The sequence below is a fragment of the Prevotella scopos JCM 17725 genome, assembly GCF_018127785.1.
Lineage (GTDB): Bacteria > Bacteroidota > Bacteroidia > Bacteroidales > Bacteroidaceae > Prevotella > Prevotella scopos.
Genome location: NZ_CP072389.1, coordinates 722,621 through 739,843, shown reverse-complemented (window position 1 = coordinate 739,843; position 17,223 = coordinate 722,621). Strand labels below are relative to the sequence as shown.

Sequence of the window (17,223 nt, the reverse complement as noted above, 5' to 3'; positions counted from 1 at the left end):
GCAAATGTACAAAAAATATTTGGTCAGTTGCATAAAAATTACTACTTTTGCACTGCATTTTGCGAAAGCAGGTGTAATTTAATTCACAATTTTATATTTTAAGTAGTATGAATCAATACGAAACCGTTTTCATTTTGACTCCCGTTTTGTCTGATGAACAGATGAAGGAAACGGTCGCTAAATTCAAGAAATTGCTCACCGACAATGGCGCTGAGATCTTGAACGAGGAGGCCTGGGGTCTGAAGAAGTTGGCTTACAACATCCAGAAGAAGTCATCTGGCTTCTACGCATTGTTGGAGTTCAACGCAGAACCATCAGTTATCGACACTCTCGAGACCGGCTTCCGTCGTGACGAGAAGGTTATTCGTTACATCACCGTTAAGCAGGACAAGTATTCTGCAGCTTATGCTGAAAAGCGTCGTGCTAAATGGGCAGCTAAAAAGGAGGCTTAATCATGGCAGAGCAGAAATCAGAAATCCGTTATTTGACCGCTCCTTCTATCGATACTAAGAAGAAGAAGTATTGCCGTTTCAAGAAGAGCGGTATTAAGTACATCGACTATAAGGATGGCGAGTTCTTGAAGAAGTTCCTCAACGAGCAGGGTAAGATTCTTCCTCGTCGTATCACAGGTACTTCTTTGAAGTATCAGCGCCGTGTGGCACAGGCTGTTAAGCGTGCTCGTCAGATTGCGCTCCTTCCTTATGTAACCGATTTGATGAAGTAAAAAGGAGGTCAATAGATGGAAATTATACTGAAAGAAGATCTTATCGGTCTTGGATACAAGAACGATATCGTTAATGTAAAGAGCGGCTACGGTCGTAACTATCTCATCCCAACAGGTAAGGGTGTTATCGCTTCACCATCTGCTAAGAAGCAGTTGGCTGAAAACTTGAAGCAGCAGGCTTCTAAGCTCGCAGCTCTCAAGGCTGAGGCAGAGAAGAAAGCTGCTCAGTTGGATGGTGTAGAGCTTGTTATTGCAACTAAGGTATCTGCTACAGGCGTAACTTATGGTTCAGTAAATGCAGCTACTGTTGTTGAGGAACTTGCTAAGCGTGGTATTGAAATCGATCGTAAGATCGTTACAATGCGCGATATGAAGAAGGTTGGCACATCTGAGGCTACTGTACACTTCCACAAGGAGGTTGAGGTTAAGGTTCCAGTAACTGTTGTTGCAGAGAACCAGCCAGCACCTGCTGTTGAGGAGGCTCCAGTAGAGCAGCCAGCAGAGGCACCTGTAGCTGAGGAGGAAACTCCAGCAGCTGAGTAATTTTATATTGACATTTTGCACTGTAAAGCAGTAATGTTAGATAATAATCCCTTTCACTTTCGGGTGGAGGGGATTTTTTAGTCATTATGAAACGAATTGTACTTACCGGCGGACCTTGTGCCGGAAAAACAACTGCACTTGTCAAGATTATTGAGCATTTCTCAAGTCTTGGTTATAAGGTGTTTATCATTCCTGAAGTTCCAACGCTCTTCTCTCAGGCGGGTATGGATTATCTTACAGATAATGCTGCGTTCTTCTATGAAGGAGAGAAGGCTACATTGGAGGTTCAGCTTGCTTTGGAAGATAAGTTTACGCGTATGGCGGAGACCATTGATAAACCTACGATTATAGTATGTGATCGTGGTACAATGGATATCTCTGCTTATATGAAGCCAGAGATGTGGAAAGAGATTACGGCTGGTGTCAGTACTTCTTCTGAAGAACTTCGTGCTCGTTATGATGCAGTTCTTCACCTTGTGAGTGCTGCGGATGGAGCAGAACAGTTCTATACCACTGCTAATAATGCTGAACGTACAGAAGGGCTTGAGCTTGCACGTGAAATGGATAAGAAAGTTATTCAAGCTTGGTCGGAACATCCGCACTTGCGTGTAATCAACAATCACGAGAATTTTGATACTAAGATTAAGCGTGTGCTTCAAGAGATTTCTAATGTCTTGGAGATACCTCAGCAGGTGGTTGAAGAACGTAAATATATCGTTCGTTTGACGGGTGAGATTCCTTATGCTATCGAGAGTGATATCAGACAGACTTATCTTACTTCAGATCCTCGTAGCGAGGTGCGCTTACGGCGTCGTACGCTGAATGGTGTTTCGGTAAATGTTCGTACAACGAAGAAAACCTTACCGAACAATGAGCAGATTGTTACCGAACGACAGATTGATAACAACCTCTATGAGTCAATGATGCGTCAGGCAGACCCTTATCGTCAGTCAATTCATAAGATTCGTAAGACTTTCATTTGGCTTGGACAGTTTTTTGAACTTGACACTTATCTTGCTCCTACATCAAACCTTCAGATTTTAGAAACAAAGGGAATTGTTGAGCATGAAGATGTAAACTTCCCTCCTTTTATTGAGGTAATTGAGGATATAACAGGTAAGACTGAATATTACAACTATAACCTAGCTTTAAAGAAGTAAAGCTTTTATTAGTAGGCTGTATTCAAATGCTTTCAGTCTAAACAAATGCCGTAACGTTCGGAAGAGCGTTACGACATTTGTTGTGTATTGTTTTTAATTGTCTATTACTTCTTTGCAGCCTTCTCAGCCTTCTCCCAGTACTTCTTACCTTTTTCTTTTAACTTAGCAGTGAAGTCCATTGCGTCTTTGGCAGCTTGTGCCTCATCAGCTGGAGAAGCGTAAGCATGGTGGAATCCTTTAACCTCATTCCATTGTCCACGTGTGAAATCAGGCACTTCTACAGGAATGTTACCATTGTCCATAGATATTGACCCCAACTCTGCTAGGCAGCACCATTCTGCCAAGTCGTAAACATCAATATCCAAAGGAAGTCCATTCTGCAAACAATAAACTAAACGCGAGTCCATGATGAAATCCATACCGCCATGACCGCCAACTTCTTTTGCTTGCTTTTCATACTTGGCAACGATAGGACTTTCATACTTCTCTACTAAAGCCTTTGCATCAACGTTTGAAAGGTATGAATGTCCAGAAAGATTGTCAGATGATGGTGTAACACCAGACTTCTTCAATTCATCAGATGAAAGTGCGAAGCCTTCAAACGGATATTTGTTCGCAAATCCCTTTGTACCTGTAAGTTGATACATTCGGTTATAAGGCTGTGGCGTCATTACGTTGTGGTGAATCTCAATGACTTTTCCGTTTTCAGTACTGATAAGTGTTGTTGTCTGATCGCCATTACGGAACTCAGTGCAAGGTTTGCCAGTTCGATCCTCAACCAATTTCTTACCATTGACAGATTTCGTGTCCATTGCCACGAGGGTCTTCATCTTGTCACCTCTGTGAATATTCAGTACTTCAGCTATAGGGCCTAAGCCATGAGTGGCATAGACATCACCACGGAATTTCTGGTTATATTCTAGTCTCCAACCGAGTTTGTCTTGTGCATCTTTTTTCCAATATGCATCCCAGTATGGAGATAATTCGTGACGATAAGCGCCTTGAACATAGAGGACTTCCCCAAAGACTCCCTTTTGTGCCATATTCAGTGAGTTCAACTCAAAGAAGTCATAACAGCAGTTTTCAAGCATCATACAATGTAAGCGCTTCTTCTCAGAGAGGTCAATGAGTTGCCATATTTCTGACAGGTTCATGGCTGCCGGTACCTCTACAGCCACATGTTTGCCGTTGTTTAGAGCTTCCTTAGCCACAGGGAAATGATGTTTCCAGTCTGGAGCTATATAAACAAGGTCAATGTCCTTACGTTTGCAAAGTTCCTTATATCCATCTTCACCATAATAGATGTCGGCTGCTGGCATGCTTGCCTTATGCAGATATTCCTGACATCTCTCAGCTCTGTCACGCTCATGGTCGCAAAGCGCCATTACCTGAATACCTGGGATATGTGTCCAGCGTTCTACAGCGTCGTGCCCACGCATTCCAAGTCCAACAAACGCTACGCGCACAGTCTTTAGTTTAGGTGTGGCCATGTTTAATGCACTCTTTTGTCCTGCAGCACGTTGTGGTACTTCTGTTACAGCTTTTCCGTTGGTCACCTTGTATGGCCAGTTGAACTGAGCCAATACTTTCGATGGTAAGAGCAAGCTACTAACCCAAGTTTAACCGGTAAAAATATTTTTCATAAATTTTCGGGATGTTTTATGTGGTATTAATTTCATAAAAGACTGATAATCAGGCATAGGGTATTGTAACGAGGAGTAAAATCTGATTTGTAGGACACCGTCATATCAAAATTATTTTGTTACTTTGCACTCATGCACGCAAATGTACAGACACGATTCAACCCTGCAACAGGCGACATGGCTCCTTATTATCGCATTAAGGAGTCATATCGTGACGTGCAGGGTCATGTACATTCGCTAATTCTGTTGAACATCGGGTTCGAGCCTTCACTTACAGCCGTACAGGTTCGAAAAATTGCATACGCACTTACCGAACGCTTCAAAAACAGAAGTACACCCTCGCTTTTCAAGGAACATCTTGACGGACTTACTCCTATTGAACAGGTAAAGGCTGATGAATGGTGGAGCCGTATGGAGAACGAAGGTGGAATTGATAGGTTTAACAAGGAAGAGCAGAAGTCGCTGAGAAAATATGAGAACTACGTTGACCTTGAGACGGCAAAATATACTGACGCAAGGAATGTCGGTGCTGAGTGGCTCTGCAAGCAGACGATAGACAAACTGCAATTAGAGGGTTTCCTGCGCAAAAACGGCTGGACGGAGAATACAATACACACAGCTTTGTCAGCATTGATTGTTCGCACAGTATATGCTGTTTCTGAACGTTCGTCTTATTATTATTTGCGTGATAACTCGGCTGCTGGTGAACTTTATAGTGGAGTTCCTGGCTGGACACCAGGAATCAATTCTCTGTATAAAGTCACTGACAAATTATATGAACTAAAGGAACAGTTAGAGCGTCATCTGTGCAACGTTACTGACGATCTCTTTAATATAGACAACAAGTTGATGCTCTTCGACTTAACCAACTTCTATTTCGAGGGCAGCAAGCGTAACAGCAACAAGGCCAAGTTCGGCCGATCAAAAGAAAAACGCTCTGACTGTAAGCTACTTGTACTTGCACTATGTATCAATAAAGAAGGTTTTATACGTTATTCTTCTATCTTGGAGGGTAATACAGCAGACCCTAAGTCTCTGCCCAATATGATTGATACGTTAGCAAAGAGGAATCCATCACGGACAAAAGATACGCTCGTTGTCATGGATGCAGGTGTTGCCACGGAAGAGAACTTGGAGCTGATCAAAAGAAAAGGTTACAATTATCTCTGCGTATCCCGTACAAAGATGAAGGACTATACGCTCAGTGATGATAACAAGAGTGTTACGGTAATGGATGCCCGTCGGCAGAAAATAACGCTGAAAGAGGTTAAGACAGAAGATGACAAGGATTATTATCTCGAAATAACATCTCCTTCGAAAGCTATGACAGAGTCGTCTATGAACAGGGTCTGGAGAGAGCGTTTTGAGATGGAACTGAAGAGAATAAACGATGGAATCTCCAAGAAAGGTGGAACAAAAACCTATGAAAAGGTTGTTGAACGTACAGGACGTGCCATACAGAAGTACCCATCTATAGCGAAGTTCTATCAGATAAGCTACATAAAAGATGAGAAGAAACCCAAGCAGATGCTGCGCGTAGACTGGGAGATAAAAGACCTCTCGGCAATGGAGTCCGGTCACGGAGTCTACTTCCTCCGCAGCAATATCAGGACACTTGATGAGCGTGTGACATGGGAATACTACAATCTCATTCGTGAGATAGAATGTACAAACAGGCAACTAAAGAATGACCTCAACCTCCGTCCTATCTATCATCAGAAAGATGAGCGAAGCGACGCACACCTCTTCTTCGGTTTATTAGCCTATTGGGTGGTAAACACCATCCGCTGTCAATTAAAACGAGAAGGAGAATCCTGTTACTGGACCGAGATTGTACGACGTATGAGCACCCAGAAGCTCGTCACAACAAAAGGGAAGAATCCATTAGGTGAGAACATCGAGATGCGCCAATGTAGTAGTCCTTCGAAGCAAGCAAAACAGATATACGATAAGTTGAACTTAAAACACTCACCATACAAAAAGAATAAAATTTGTAGGACACAGAGCCCATAAGAAAAACGAGGAAAGTACGATGACTGCCAGGAATAGGCGAAAGTGGGGGTTAAACTTGGGCTAAGAATAAATGCAGTAGCTATTGATCTTCTGATACTCATTGTTTTTAGTTATTTGTTTATTGGTAAATTTATATCTATCTTTGTTATATATGATGCAAAGATACTAAAAAATATTCAGACAAAAGAAGTAAGACTTTTTCTTTTTCTTGTCCTGTTATGTGTGGATAGGATAGGCTTACGTATTCAATTTGTTACACTTGGTTGATATATACTTTGGGTAAAGCAATCTATAAAGAACAATGAGTCCCTCGTGGGCATGTTTTCGAAACCTATTGAAATCTTATAAAATAAAAAAGGAACTTCTACATAGAGTAAAAGTTCCTTATATAACTTATTGTTTCTTATTAACCTTCGCGTCTCATCTGTTCAATAAGTTCTTTTTGATGTTCAGTGAGATGTTCTGGAAGCTTCACATTGTAGGTGATAATGAGGTCGCCGAATGTACCATCACCACGATCGTAACCCTTACCACGCAAACGTACCTTTGTTCCACCTTGTGTCAGAGGTTTAACCTTCAACTTAATCTTTTTGCCTCCAGCGAGTTGAATGATAATCTCGCCACCTAACAGAGCTGTGTAAAGGTCAATGCCAACATTGGCTTCCATCTGTCCCAAAGGCTGTTGGTTGCGCGACCTGCCCGTGTTAAATCCTGACGTACGACGGCCGCCGCCACCTCCGAAGAGGTCTTGGAAGAAACTACTGAAGCCACCGCCTCCACCGCCAAAGCTGCTAAAGTCGAATCCACCAAATGGATTGTCGCCACCCGGGTTGCCTTGTGCTCTACCGAAGCCTCCAGCGTTCTCGTAAGCATCGGCATTACGCCACTGCTCACCATACTTATCATATTTCGCTCGCTTCTCAGGGTCACCAATTACCTCAAACGCCTCGCTCAACGCTTGGAATTTAGCCTTAGCCTTCGGATCGTTTGGGTGTAAGTCTGGGTGAAACTGTTTCGCGCGCTTTCTATAGGCTGCACGAACTTCATTCTGTGGAATATTGCGGTCAACGCCAAGTATCTTGTAATAGTCTATAAATGCCATATTATCTTCTCTTGTTTTATATGTTTATTTGCGTGATCCATTGCAAATACTATGCCATTAGTCCATTCTGTCACGATAATCTTCGTAAGTATATTCTCGTAACATTTCTAGTTCGTTATCAGTATGGAGTAGGGCGATGGCTGGATGACTAATACCATTGAACATGTTTGTCTTAACAGTTGTATAATGAAGCATGTCTTCGAAGATAATGTTTTCGCCAACCTGCAGTGCATGGTCAAAAGTCCATGATCCCATCCAGTCACCACTAAGGCAACTGTTTGCTCCTAAGCGGTATGTATGTTCTCCCTTTGCTGTACCATCTTCATCTGCAAGGATTGCATTGCGAACGGCAGGATGGTATGGCATCTCTAGGCAGTCAGGCATGTGGCAGGTGAAACTAACATTGAGGATGGCTGTTTTAATACCATGATCTTCAACTACATCAACTACTTGTGCTACCAATGGTCCTGTTTGCCAGGCAAAAGCACTACCAGGTTCGAGAATGACTTTGAGCCACGGATAACGTTTACGGAACCTCTGAAGTACGCGAATCAGTCGTGGAACGTCATAGTCTTTACGTGTCATGAGATGTCCCCCTCCGAAGTTAATCCACTTCAGCTGAGGAAACCATTTGGCAAACTTTTCTTCTATGTGTGTTAATGTACGTTCGAAAACATCGCTGCCACTTTCACAATGGCAATGAATATGAAAACCCTCTACGTCGTTCGGCAGTGTCTCTGGTAGTTTGTCAGCTGCGATTCCAAAGCGTGTCCCTGGTGCGCATGGATTGTAAATCAATGTTTCTACTTCCGAGTATTCTGGATTCACACGCAGACCATAACTCAACTTCTCGTTATCAATTTTGGCACGAACGTGGAAACGCTCGTATTGTGTCAAAGAATTAAAGACAAGATGAGACGAACAATGAGCTATTTCATCAATTTCATAATCGGTATAGCCTGGTGAGAAGGTGTGTGTAGGCGATCCAAATTCTTCAAAGCCCAAGCGAGCCTCATAGAGTGACGATGCTGTTGTAGCCTTGATATACTCTTGAAAAATAGGGAAGGTGCGCCACAAAGCGTATGCCTTAAAAGCAAGAATAATCTCAACATCAGCCTCTTTTGCTACGTGAGCAATGAGGTTTAGGTTTTCTCTGAGTCTTGCCTCTTCTAGCACATACATTGGGCGGGAAACTTCGGCGTATGTTAATGGATTTATTTTCATAGTGCAAATATAAGGAAAAATTTGCAGTTATGGGAAATAATCTCTACCTTTGCATTACAAATAAAGTAAAGAAATGAAACTGGTCATCATGACTAAGTCCACGTTTTTTGTGGAAGAAGATAAAATTTTGAGTATGCTTTTCGAGGAAGGACTTGATAGTTTGCACATCTCGAAGGCAGATTCTTCCCCACTTTATTTTGAGCGTCTTCTTACGCTTCTACCTTCTGAGTATCATCGTAAAATCACATTACACCAGCATTTTAATATGAAGGATGAGTTTTATTTAGGTGGTATCCATCTGGATAATTCAAGTGTTGCAGTGCCTCGTGGTTATCGTGGTTCTGTCAGTCGGACATGTGATGATGTGATGCAATTGAAAGGTATGAAGAAGAAATCCGACTATGTCTTTCTGAAAAATATTCATCAACCTCATGAACAATCATCGCAGGAGGAACGTGTCCTTTCTGACCTTGAACTCGATGAAGCCTACAGACAAGGACTTTTTGGTCGTCATGTTTATGCTATGGGTGGAGTGACGATGGATGACATTCCCATTTTGCGTGAGCTTGACTTTGGCGGAGTAGTGATTAGAAACGACTTATGGGATAAGTTCTGCATCCATAGTGAACAGAATTTTAGTTTAATTGTCAATTACTTCCGTAAGTTACGTGCTCTCTGTTAGTCATGCAGAGACTTATAAAAGATTTATACGTTATCAATATAAACAACTAAAAGAAATGAGTGAAAATAACTCTTTTTTGGTATTCTCTGGTACAAAGACCAGATACCTTGCTGAAAAAATCTGTGCCAGTCTTGGCTGTCCGCTTGGCAATTTGGTAATGACACGCTTCTCTGATGGGGAGTTTGTGGTTTCCTATGAACAGAGTATTCGTGGTAAGGATGTCTTCCTTGTACAGAGTACTTTTCCAACTTCTGACAACCTGATGGAACTTCTCCTGATGATTGATGCTGCTAAGCGTGCGTCTGCCCGTCACATTATTGCTGTCATGCCTTACTTCGGATGGGCACGTCAGGATCGTAAAGATAAACCACGCGTTAGCATTGGTGCAAAGTTAGTGGCAGACTTATTGAGTGTCGCAGGTATCGATCGTCTGATAACAATGGACTTACATGCTGACCAGATTCAAGGTTTCTTCAATGTGCCTGTTGATCATCTCTATGCTAGTGGTGTTTTGTTGCCTTACGTTCAGGGCCTTCACTTAAAGGATCTCGTTATTGCTAGTCCTGATGTTGGTGGTTCTAAGCGTGCTAATACTTACGCAAAGTATCTGGGGTGTCCTCTGGTACTCTGTAACAAAACACGTGCACGTGCTAATGTTGTTGACACAATTCAGATTATTGGTGATGTGAAAGACAAGAATGTTATCATCGTTGATGATATGGTTGATACAGCTGGAACAATCACTAAGGCTGCTGATGTTATGAAGGAAGCTGGTGCAAAGAGCGTACGTGCTATTGCTTCTCACTGTGTAATGAGTGGTCCTGCAACAGAACGTGTTGAGGCTTCTGCTTTGGAAGAGTTGGTTTTCACAGATTCTATCCCATACACAGCTCGTTGTTCAAAAGTAAAGCAGATTTCTGTAGCTGACATGTTTGCAGAGACAATCAATCGTGTATTAAACAATGAGAGTATCTCAAGTCAGTACCTCATATAATAAGGTGTAACGCAAAGGGCTACTTTCCTTTGTGAGGGATTATCAAAAAATGTTGGAATGCATTGTTTATGTGTTCCAACATTTTTATTTGCCTAAATCTTAATATAATATAGCTTTACTCCTCTTGTAGATAGGTTATAGTACATCTATCAATTCTGTTTTCCTCTTTAATTACTCTAAGCATGACGCTTGATTTATATCAATAAACATTATGTTCGTATAGAATTATCATGAAAAAATTTGGTTGTGTTCGCAAACAGTAGTACCTTTGCATCGTCAAAAGACAAATATAGATTGTTTAGGTTAGTAGTAATAGATTTAGGTTTTTAGTTATATTTTAAGGTAGAACAAAAGAGATTGTTCAGGTTAAAGCTAAATAGGTTTAGTTAAGGTAATAAGAAGATTGATTAAAGGATAACAATGATGCAAGATGATTGGGGAACGCCGTGAGGCGCGAACCAAAAATCAAGCTCAATTTTCACAGAAATGTGGATATTAAAGGGCACAGCAAATATCTGCTGTGCCCTTTAATTTTATTTTTCAGTCTCTCTATTAATGATGTAGGTTAGTTTTGCATTTATAATCAGAGGCATGCATAATTTCGATAGGCTAATGATGTTCCTTCATAAGTTTCCGTGCTGACTGTGGGTCGTTCTCAAAGGAAATCATCCAAACCGTAGAACAGCGCTGTAACACCTTCTATATACGTGCTGCCAACTGTGGCAGCCGACACGAGGAGTTCCGACAGTTGAAAGAATGGAAGAGCATTGAAGTTGGTTATGAGAAATGCGATGTTACCTCTATCAGCATGGACAACCTTATCGATGGAAAGTCATACAGGCTTGTTGTACAGCATAGTCCCTTGAAAGACAAGGAGGGCAAGCAACAGACGAAAATGTTCGGAGTGATATACACATACAGCTGTATCCTCGCCAACAACTGGACATCTACAGAAAAAGACATCATTACATTCTACAATGAGCGTGGAGTAAGCGAAAAGAACTTCGACATACAGAACAATGACTTTGGATGGTCGCATCTGCCCTTTTCCTTTATGGCTGAGAACATGGTTTTCATGATGGTTACCGCCATGCTGAAGAACTTCTATCTCTATCTCGTTCGTCGTATCAGCGAAAAGGTCAAGCCGTTGAAAAAGACAAGTAGGCTGAAAGCCTTTATTCTACATTTTGTCAGCGTACCAGCAAAATGGGTGCGCACTGGAAGGAAGAACGTTCTGAACCTTTATACCAATAAAGCATACTACTCTGAAGTTTTCCTTGAATAAACAGCATTTCTTTATGATTCTCACATTCCCCATTGGCTTGGGTGGGGGATTGTATGCGCCTGCAAGGACAAATTCCAGCCTAAGCTCGCTTTCTATCACAAGTAGAGGCAAAAAGACATCTCAATACACAAAATCATCTCACAAGAAAAAGTGCTGCGGAATTAAGGAATTAATCAAGAAAAAGGTTATCTTTGCAAACAAATCATTTTAATATTAAACTTTAATAAACAATATGAAGAAAATAGTATTAGGCTTCATCGCCAGCTTCATGGTGCTTTCCACACATGCCCAGGATATGAAAATAAAGAAAGGAGCGGTATTACTTAATGGAACACCAGTAGCGCTTCTAAAAGAAGATAAAAGAACGTGCGAATTGTCTACACTTGATGGGCAGCAAGTTCTTACATTTTTCATTACCAATAAGACGAAACAAGGTGTCAGCGCACCAGAAGATTGGCTTAAGTTTATATCGCCTGAGGGCGCAGTCTTTGAATTACCTGATCCGCAAGATAGGATAGTTCTGTCCAATACGAAGTTTTTTGCTTACAAACTGTTAGATAGCAAACCCAATCTCCTCGCGGTGAACGGCATCAAGAAATCTATCATTGCTAACCTCTTCGCACAGGGTTCATGCCCTTTCTCTGCAAAATGGGACAGCATCTATACCGTTGTTAAAAAGATGGAGAAAGACGATGAAGAATTTACGGCACAGCATCCTTTCTTCATCAATGACGATGGCGACATTATCATCAATAAGGTGATGGTGGGTAAGGTTCTTGTCAATGAACCATCATTGGGCAAAAGAAACTATTATATTAAGGACCGCATGGGCAACCAAGTTGCCGAAATAAAACTGAGTTCGTGGACTAACAGCGAGAATTTCAGCAATATAACAACCTGTGATGATAGGAAACTTCCTTTCTTAGAATACAAGACGGCATTTAAACTCTCTGAGAACGAGATGGCACATCGTATGGTGTCTAAACTGCTTGCAAACGGCTATACATTGGGAGATATGACGGAGGACATCAAGCAGCGACTGGCTAACAAGGCTAAGGCAGAGGAACAACAGGCTGTTGAGGAAGAACAACAGTTGGTGAACGATGCCCAAAAAGCTTCCGTGAACATCTATAATGTGCCTGGTAAGGTGGTACTTGCTGATGGCACGACACACGAGGGAAACATCACCATCATCTATGAGTCTATTGAAAAGAAGATGGGTAAAGGCACCAGTGGAATCCTCGATCTTGATGCTCCGGCAATGGGTTCTTCTGTAAAACTAACACGTAATGATGCAAACGGCAATACTGAACAGAGATTCAAGGCGGCTGACAACGTAACCGTCTATGCTGGTGGTAAGACCTATATCGGTACAAAGGGATCAAAAGACAGTGCGTTAAGAAATGCTGGTGGCAGCAGTTCTATCAATATCGGAACACGTCATTCGCAGTTCTTCGAGGTTCTCTTTACCGATGGAAAAGGCAATTATATTCTGCAACATCCATTAGATAAAGACGAACTATATTTGAAGTTGAAGGACAGAAATGGAGCTATCTATCTTGGCGATAAAGCCTTATTAGGTACACGAAGTGAGAAGATAAGAATAAAACTGACGGCTGAATATCTGGATACTCCAAGTATGGATGCCGCTAAGTATGACACTCGTACGAAAGAAGGACTACAACAACTTATTGCAGATTATGCAAAAAAATAGAAGATAATCGTTCTCTAATCCCTTCGAGAGGAGGGATTAGAGCGAGATATTTGTTGTTTTAGATAGTTGGTTTGTGTTGTAATCTCAACTTTTTTATTCTACAAGCATGAAATCAAATAATTTTATGTAAGTTTGCAAAGTATAAAAATCAATACTTGGCAAATAAGCTGTATGCTTCTTCTGCCTTGCTCATATAGTTTATTCATTGTTTAAAAATAAAATGATTAATGATTGACGTCAAAGTAAAAGATAGCGATATACGTAAAGCTGTTGAAGAAGGAATGGACAGTTTTGTTCAGGTCTTTGTTGATGCCATTGGCAATGCAATAGATAATAAGCTGACATTGGAGACTATGCAGCAACTGAATGCTGATCAGATAACACTGTTGGCATGGAGTTATCTTCATCAAGAAGTGATGGATGGCGGTTATGTTCAATTGATATATAATGGTTATGGAGCGTTTATCTTCAAGAATCCTTTTGCAGTTGCTATGCGTAACTGGGGGATTCGTGAGCTATACACACACATCCGCCATGGAAAGAAATATTACGAAAAGTATCACGAGGCGATTGAAGCTGTTGAATCTGATGAAGATTTCATGGCTTTATATGAGCAGATGCCAGAATTTGATGAGTTTGATGATGAATTTGTGGTCAATGAGGAACGATGGACTGCCATGATTGCAGCTTATATTGATGACCATATTGAGAATTTTGCAACAATTGAAGAATGAATAAAGAACAACAAGAAAAAAGAAAAAAATCTCCTGTACAGATAAGAAACAAGAAAGCTTCATTTGAATATTTCTTCGTTGATACTTACACAGCAGGTATTGTCCTTACTGGTACTGAGATAAAGTCTATCCGTGCTGGTAAGGCTTCATTGGTTGATTCTTACTGCTATATAACAAAAGGTGAAATGTGGGTTCAGGGGATGAACATATCGCCTTACTTCTATGGGTCGTATGCCAATCATGAGGCAAAACGCCCCCGAAAACTCCTATTAAACCGAAAAGAAATACGCAACCTTGAGTCTGAATCAAAGACTCCTGGCTTTACTATCATCCCAATACTTATCTTTATCGATGAGAACGGACGAGCAAAGGTTGACATAGCATTGGCAAGAGGTAAGAAAGAATACGACAAACGACAAACACTAAAAGAGAAGGAAGATCGACGAGAGATGGATCGGGCAAAGAAACATTATTAAGTAATAGAATGAAGCTAAGGGATAACATTAAAGATAGAATACTGATTTTAGATGGTGCAATGGGTACCATGATTCAAGGTTACAACCTGACGGAAAAGGATTTCCGTGGGAATCTTGAACTCCTACAGATGCTCAATTATCAGGGTAATAATGATATGTTGAACCTATCACGTCCTGATATCATTGAGGATATTCATTGTCGTTATTTAGAGGTAGGAGCTGATATTATCAGTACAAACACTTTCTCTGCACAGCGCATTTCACAAGCGGATTACCACATGGAAAACTTCTCTCGTGATATAGCCTATGCAGGAGCGAAGCTTGCACGACAGTGTGCTGATAAATATTCGACTGCAGAAAAACCTCGTTATGTCGCAGGTAGTATTGGCCCTACAAACAAAACTTGTTCGATGTCGCCTGATGTAAGCGACCCGGCTAAGCGTGACCTTACGTATGATGCACTCTTTGATGCTTATAGTGAACAGGTGGCAGCGATGATAGAAGGCGGTATTGATGCTGTCTTGATTGAGACTATCTTTGATACGCTTAATGCTAAAGTAGCAATTGATGCGTCATTGTCAGAGATGAAGAAGGCGGGTGTCGATTTACCTATTATGCTGTCAGTGACTATTACCGACTTGTCTGGTAGAACGCTTAGCGGTCAGACACTTGATGCCTTCCTTGCGTCCGTATCGTCTTATCCTATCTTTTCCGTTGGTCTTAACTGTTCGTTTGGAGCAGAACAGATGCGCCCTTATTTGAAGGAGTTAGCCGCTAAAGGACCTTATTATATAAGCATTCATCCAAATGCGGGTTTGCCAAACTCAATGGGAGAATATGATGAAACTCCTGAAATCATGGTGCCAGAGATGGCTTCATTTGTAGATGAAGGGCTTGTAAATATCATTGGTGGATGTTGTGGTACAACGGAAGTGTTCATTGCTGGCTACGTAAAAGTTGTTGAAGGAAAGAAACCTCATATACCTGTTGATGCGCCAAAGGAGATGATTCTTTCTGGGCTTGAGCAGTTCCGATTGACCCCAGAAATATCATTTGTAAACGTTGGTGAGCGTTGTAATGTTGCAGGAAGTCGCAAGTTCCTTCGCTTAGTAAAAGAAAAGAACTATGAGGAGGCATTGACCATTGCTCGTAAACAGGTGGATGATGGTGCGTTGGTATTAGATATCAATATGGACGATGGTCTGTTGGAAGCTAAAGATGAGATGGCCCATTTTGTCAATATGATTTCATCAGAACCAGAGATTGCCCGTGTTCCGTTGATGATTGACTCATCTGATTGGGAAGTAGTTGTGTCTGCTTTGAAGTGTGTACAGGGTAAAGCAATTGTCAACTCTATTTCTTTGAAAGAAGGTGAAGAAACTTTTATTCAGCATGCAAAGGATGTGCTACGATTTGGAGCAGCTGTTGTTGTGATGTGCTTTGATGAAGAGGGACAGGCAACAAGCTATGAGCGTCGTATCGAGATAGCTAATAGAGCTTATAAGATTCTTACCGAGAAAGTGGGTTTCCCACCTCAGGATATTATCTTCGACCCTAATATTCTTGCTATTTGTACGGGAATGAAGGAGCATAACAGCTATGCTGTCGACTTCATACGTGCTACCGAATGGATAAAGAAAAACTTACCTGGTGCTCATGTCAGCGGTGGTGTAAGTAACCTTTCATTTAGTTTCCGAGGTAATAACTATATCCGTGAGGCGATGCATGCCGTATTCCTTTATCATGCCATTCAGGTGGGTATGGACTTTGGTATTGTCAATCCAGCTACCAAAGTGACATACGCCGATATCCCAGAAGACCATCTGAAGATAATTGAAGACGTTGTTCTGGATAGGGTAGAGGGAGCCGACGAATTACTGATTGAACTGGCTAACAAGATTCTTGAGGAAAAAGAAGCACAAAAGAATGGTGGTGCTACGCAGGAAGTAGCGCAGGAAGCATGGCGTAATGAAGCGTTGGAAGATAGATTAAAATATGCACTACGCAAGGGTATTTCAACCTATTTGAATGAGGATATTCATGAAGCATTGGAGAAGTATCCACACGCTGTGAACATTATTGAAGGTCCTTTGATGCAGGGTATGAACGAAGTAGGCGACTTGTTCGGTGCTGGTAAGATGTTCTTACCACAGGTTGTCAAGACTGCCCGCACCATGAAAGATGCTGTAGCTATCCTTCAACCATATATTGAAAAGGAGAAGGTTGATGGTAAGGCTATTGCCGGAAAGGTACTATTGGCTACTGTAAAGGGCGATGTTCACGATATAGGAAAGAATATTGTGGGTGTTGTGATGGCTTGTAACAACTATGAAGTAATTGATTTGGGCGTTATGGTGCCAGCAGATCAGATTATCAAAAAAGCGAAGGAAGAGAAAGTTGACCTGATTGGTCTGTCTGGTTTGATTACACCGAGTCTTCAAGAGATGGTTAATAGTGTTGTAGCTTTCAAGGAAGCTGGATTGCAGATTCCAGTGATGATTGGTGGTGCAACAACCTCTCAACTTCACGTTGCATTGAAGATAGCTCCGTTATACGATGCTCCTGTTGTATGGGTAAAGGATGCTTCAGTCAACCCATCTATTGCTGCGGCATTGCTTAACGAAAAAGAGCGTGGTCATTTCTGTGAAGAGCTTGATGCAACATACGAGAAGTTGCGAGCAGGCTATAAGGAACAACAACAGAAGGTGTTGTCTTTAAGCAAGGCAAGAGAGAATAAACTCAACCTTTTTGATTAACAACGAGTTTCTATAAACAGACGTGGCAGACACTCTTTTGTAAAAAGTCTTTCATATATCTGACAGTTCAGTAAGAAAGGACTTGATTTATTTTGTTAGGTCTTTGAATTATAGTACTTTTGCATTAACTAAGCAATACTGTACATAATGGATACTCGTTATCTTGCAGTAGG

14 protein-coding genes and 1 pseudogene are annotated in these 17,223 nt (G+C 41.4%); 12 read left to right on the top strand and 3 right to left on the bottom strand.

The window, feature by feature from the left end:
• Nucleotides 1–107: 107 nt before the first annotated feature.
• The 4 genes from rpsF (at nt 108) to J4856_RS02775 (ending at nt 2,427) form a co-directional block, all read left to right on the top strand.
• On the top strand, nt 108–452 hold the full coding sequence (rpsF, locus tag J4856_RS02790; protein WP_025836450.1) for a 30S ribosomal protein S6: 345 nt from the start codon (nt 108–110) through the stop codon (nt 450–452).
• A 2-nt stretch (nt 453–454) separates the two neighbouring features.
• Entirely contained in the window at nt 455–724 is a 270-nt protein-coding gene (rpsR, locus tag J4856_RS02785) for a 30S ribosomal protein S18 (protein ID WP_004353605.1), read from the top strand.
• A gap of 15 nt (nt 725–739) precedes the next feature.
• A complete protein-coding gene (gene rplI, locus J4856_RS02780) occupies nt 740–1,267 on the top strand; it encodes a 50S ribosomal protein L9 (protein WP_025836447.1) in 528 nt (175 codons plus the stop codon).
• 86 nt (nt 1,268–1,353) lie between these two features.
• On the top strand, nt 1,354–2,427 hold the full coding sequence (locus J4856_RS02775; RefSeq protein ID WP_025836446.1) for an AAA family ATPase: 1,074 nt from the start codon (nt 1,354–1,356) through the stop codon (nt 2,425–2,427).
• Nucleotides 2,428–2,531: 104 nt separating this feature from the next.
• On the opposite strand, the gene J4856_RS02770 is transcribed toward J4856_RS02775, so the two are convergent.
• Nucleotides 2,532–4,010, bottom strand: a complete 1,479-nt coding sequence (locus tag J4856_RS02770) for a Gfo/Idh/MocA family protein (RefSeq protein ID WP_234967154.1) — start codon at nt 4,008–4,010, stop codon at nt 2,532–2,534.
• A 192-nt stretch (nt 4,011–4,202) separates the two neighbouring features.
• On the opposite strand from J4856_RS02770, the gene J4856_RS02765 reads away from it, so the two are divergent.
• Nucleotides 4,203–6,083, top strand: coding sequence for an IS1634 family transposase (locus J4856_RS02765; RefSeq protein ID WP_065367707.1), 1,881 nt, complete (start codon nt 4,203–4,205; stop codon nt 6,081–6,083).
• Nucleotides 6,084–6,489: 406 nt separating this feature from the next.
• Here the strand turns inward: J4856_RS02765 and J4856_RS02760 are convergent, their stop codons facing one another.
• Complete coding sequence (locus tag J4856_RS02760) at nt 6,490–7,185, bottom strand: DnaJ domain-containing protein (protein ID WP_025839694.1); 696 nt, start codon at nt 7,183–7,185, stop codon at nt 6,490–6,492.
• A gap of 57 nt (nt 7,186–7,242) precedes the next feature.
• The gene (gene nspC, locus J4856_RS02755; RefSeq protein WP_025839693.1) at nt 7,243–8,409 is read right to left on the bottom strand and encodes a carboxynorspermidine decarboxylase; all 1,167 of its coding nucleotides are present in this window, start codon (nt 8,407–8,409) and stop codon (nt 7,243–7,245) included.
• Between the two features lie 73 nt (nt 8,410–8,482).
• Between nspC and J4856_RS02750 the strand changes: the two genes are divergently transcribed.
• The 7 genes and pseudogenes from J4856_RS02750 to metH all read left to right on the top strand — a co-directional run bounded on the left by J4856_RS02750 (nt 8,483) and on the right by metH (nt 17,050).
• Nucleotides 8,483–9,091 carry a hypothetical protein gene (locus J4856_RS02750; protein ID WP_025839692.1) on the top strand — a complete coding sequence of 203 codons (609 nt, stop codon included), beginning with the start codon at nt 8,483–8,485 and terminating at the stop codon, nt 9,089–9,091.
• 55 nt (nt 9,092–9,146) lie between these two features.
• Nucleotides 9,147–10,085 (top strand): ribose-phosphate pyrophosphokinase, encoded by a 939-nt coding sequence (locus tag J4856_RS02745; protein ID WP_025839691.1) that lies wholly within the window; start codon nt 9,147–9,149, stop codon nt 10,083–10,085.
• A 631-nt stretch (nt 10,086–10,716) separates the two neighbouring features.
• Nucleotides 10,717–11,370 (top strand): annotated as a pseudogene (locus J4856_RS02740) (transposase family protein); the annotation flags it as partial.
• Nucleotides 11,371–11,602: 232 nt separating this feature from the next.
• Nucleotides 11,603–13,084 carry a hypothetical protein gene (locus J4856_RS02735; protein ID WP_065368064.1) on the top strand — a complete coding sequence of 494 codons (1,482 nt, stop codon included), beginning with the start codon at nt 11,603–11,605 and terminating at the stop codon, nt 13,082–13,084.
• A 227-nt stretch (nt 13,085–13,311) separates the two neighbouring features.
• Nucleotides 13,312–13,818, top strand: coding sequence for a DMP19 family protein (locus J4856_RS02730; protein ID WP_025839689.1), 507 nt, complete (start codon nt 13,312–13,314; stop codon nt 13,816–13,818).
• Complete coding sequence (gene smpB / locus J4856_RS02725) at nt 13,815–14,294, top strand: SsrA-binding protein SmpB (RefSeq protein ID WP_025839688.1); 480 nt, start codon at nt 13,815–13,817, stop codon at nt 14,292–14,294. Before J4856_RS02730 ends, smpB begins: the two co-directional genes overlap by 4 nt.
• An 8-nt stretch (nt 14,295–14,302) precedes the next feature.
• On the top strand, nt 14,303–17,050 hold the full coding sequence (gene metH / locus J4856_RS02720) for a methionine synthase (protein ID WP_065368063.1): 2,748 nt from the start codon (nt 14,303–14,305) through the stop codon (nt 17,048–17,050).
• The last annotated feature ends 173 nt before the right edge of the window (nt 17,051–17,223 follow it).

Bases quoted from the DNA above. Each gene is read 5' to 3' on its own strand.
- rpsF (WP_025836450.1), top strand. From the start codon at position 108: ATGAATCAATACGAAACCGTTTTCATTTTGACTCCCGTTTTGTCTGAT.
- rpsR (WP_004353605.1), top strand. From the start codon at position 455: ATGGCAGAGCAGAAATCAGAAATCCGTTATTTGACCGCTCCTTCTATC.
- rplI (WP_025836447.1), top strand. From the start codon at position 740: ATGGAAATTATACTGAAAGAAGATCTTATCGGTCTTGGATACAAGAAC.
- J4856_RS02775 (WP_025836446.1), top strand. From the start codon at position 1,354: ATGAAACGAATTGTACTTACCGGCGGACCTTGTGCCGGAAAAACAACT.
- J4856_RS02765 (WP_065367707.1), top strand. From the start codon at position 4,203: ATGCACGCAAATGTACAGACACGATTCAACCCTGCAACAGGCGACATG.
- J4856_RS02760 (WP_025839694.1), bottom strand. From the start codon at position 7,185: ATGGCATTTATAGACTATTACAAGATACTTGGCGTTGACCGCAATATT.
- nspC (WP_025839693.1), bottom strand. From the start codon at position 8,409: ATGAAAATAAATCCATTAACATACGCCGAAGTTTCCCGCCCAATGTAT.
- J4856_RS02750 (WP_025839692.1), top strand. From the start codon at position 8,483: ATGAAACTGGTCATCATGACTAAGTCCACGTTTTTTGTGGAAGAAGAT.
- J4856_RS02745 (WP_025839691.1), top strand. From the start codon at position 9,147: ATGAGTGAAAATAACTCTTTTTTGGTATTCTCTGGTACAAAGACCAGA.
- J4856_RS02735 (WP_065368064.1), top strand. From the start codon at position 11,603: ATGAAGAAAATAGTATTAGGCTTCATCGCCAGCTTCATGGTGCTTTCC.
- J4856_RS02730 (WP_025839689.1), top strand. From the start codon at position 13,312: ATGATTGACGTCAAAGTAAAAGATAGCGATATACGTAAAGCTGTTGAA.
- smpB (WP_025839688.1), top strand. From the start codon at position 13,815: ATGAATAAAGAACAACAAGAAAAAAGAAAAAAATCTCCTGTACAGATA.
- metH (WP_065368063.1), top strand. From the start codon at position 14,303: ATGAAGCTAAGGGATAACATTAAAGATAGAATACTGATTTTAGATGGT.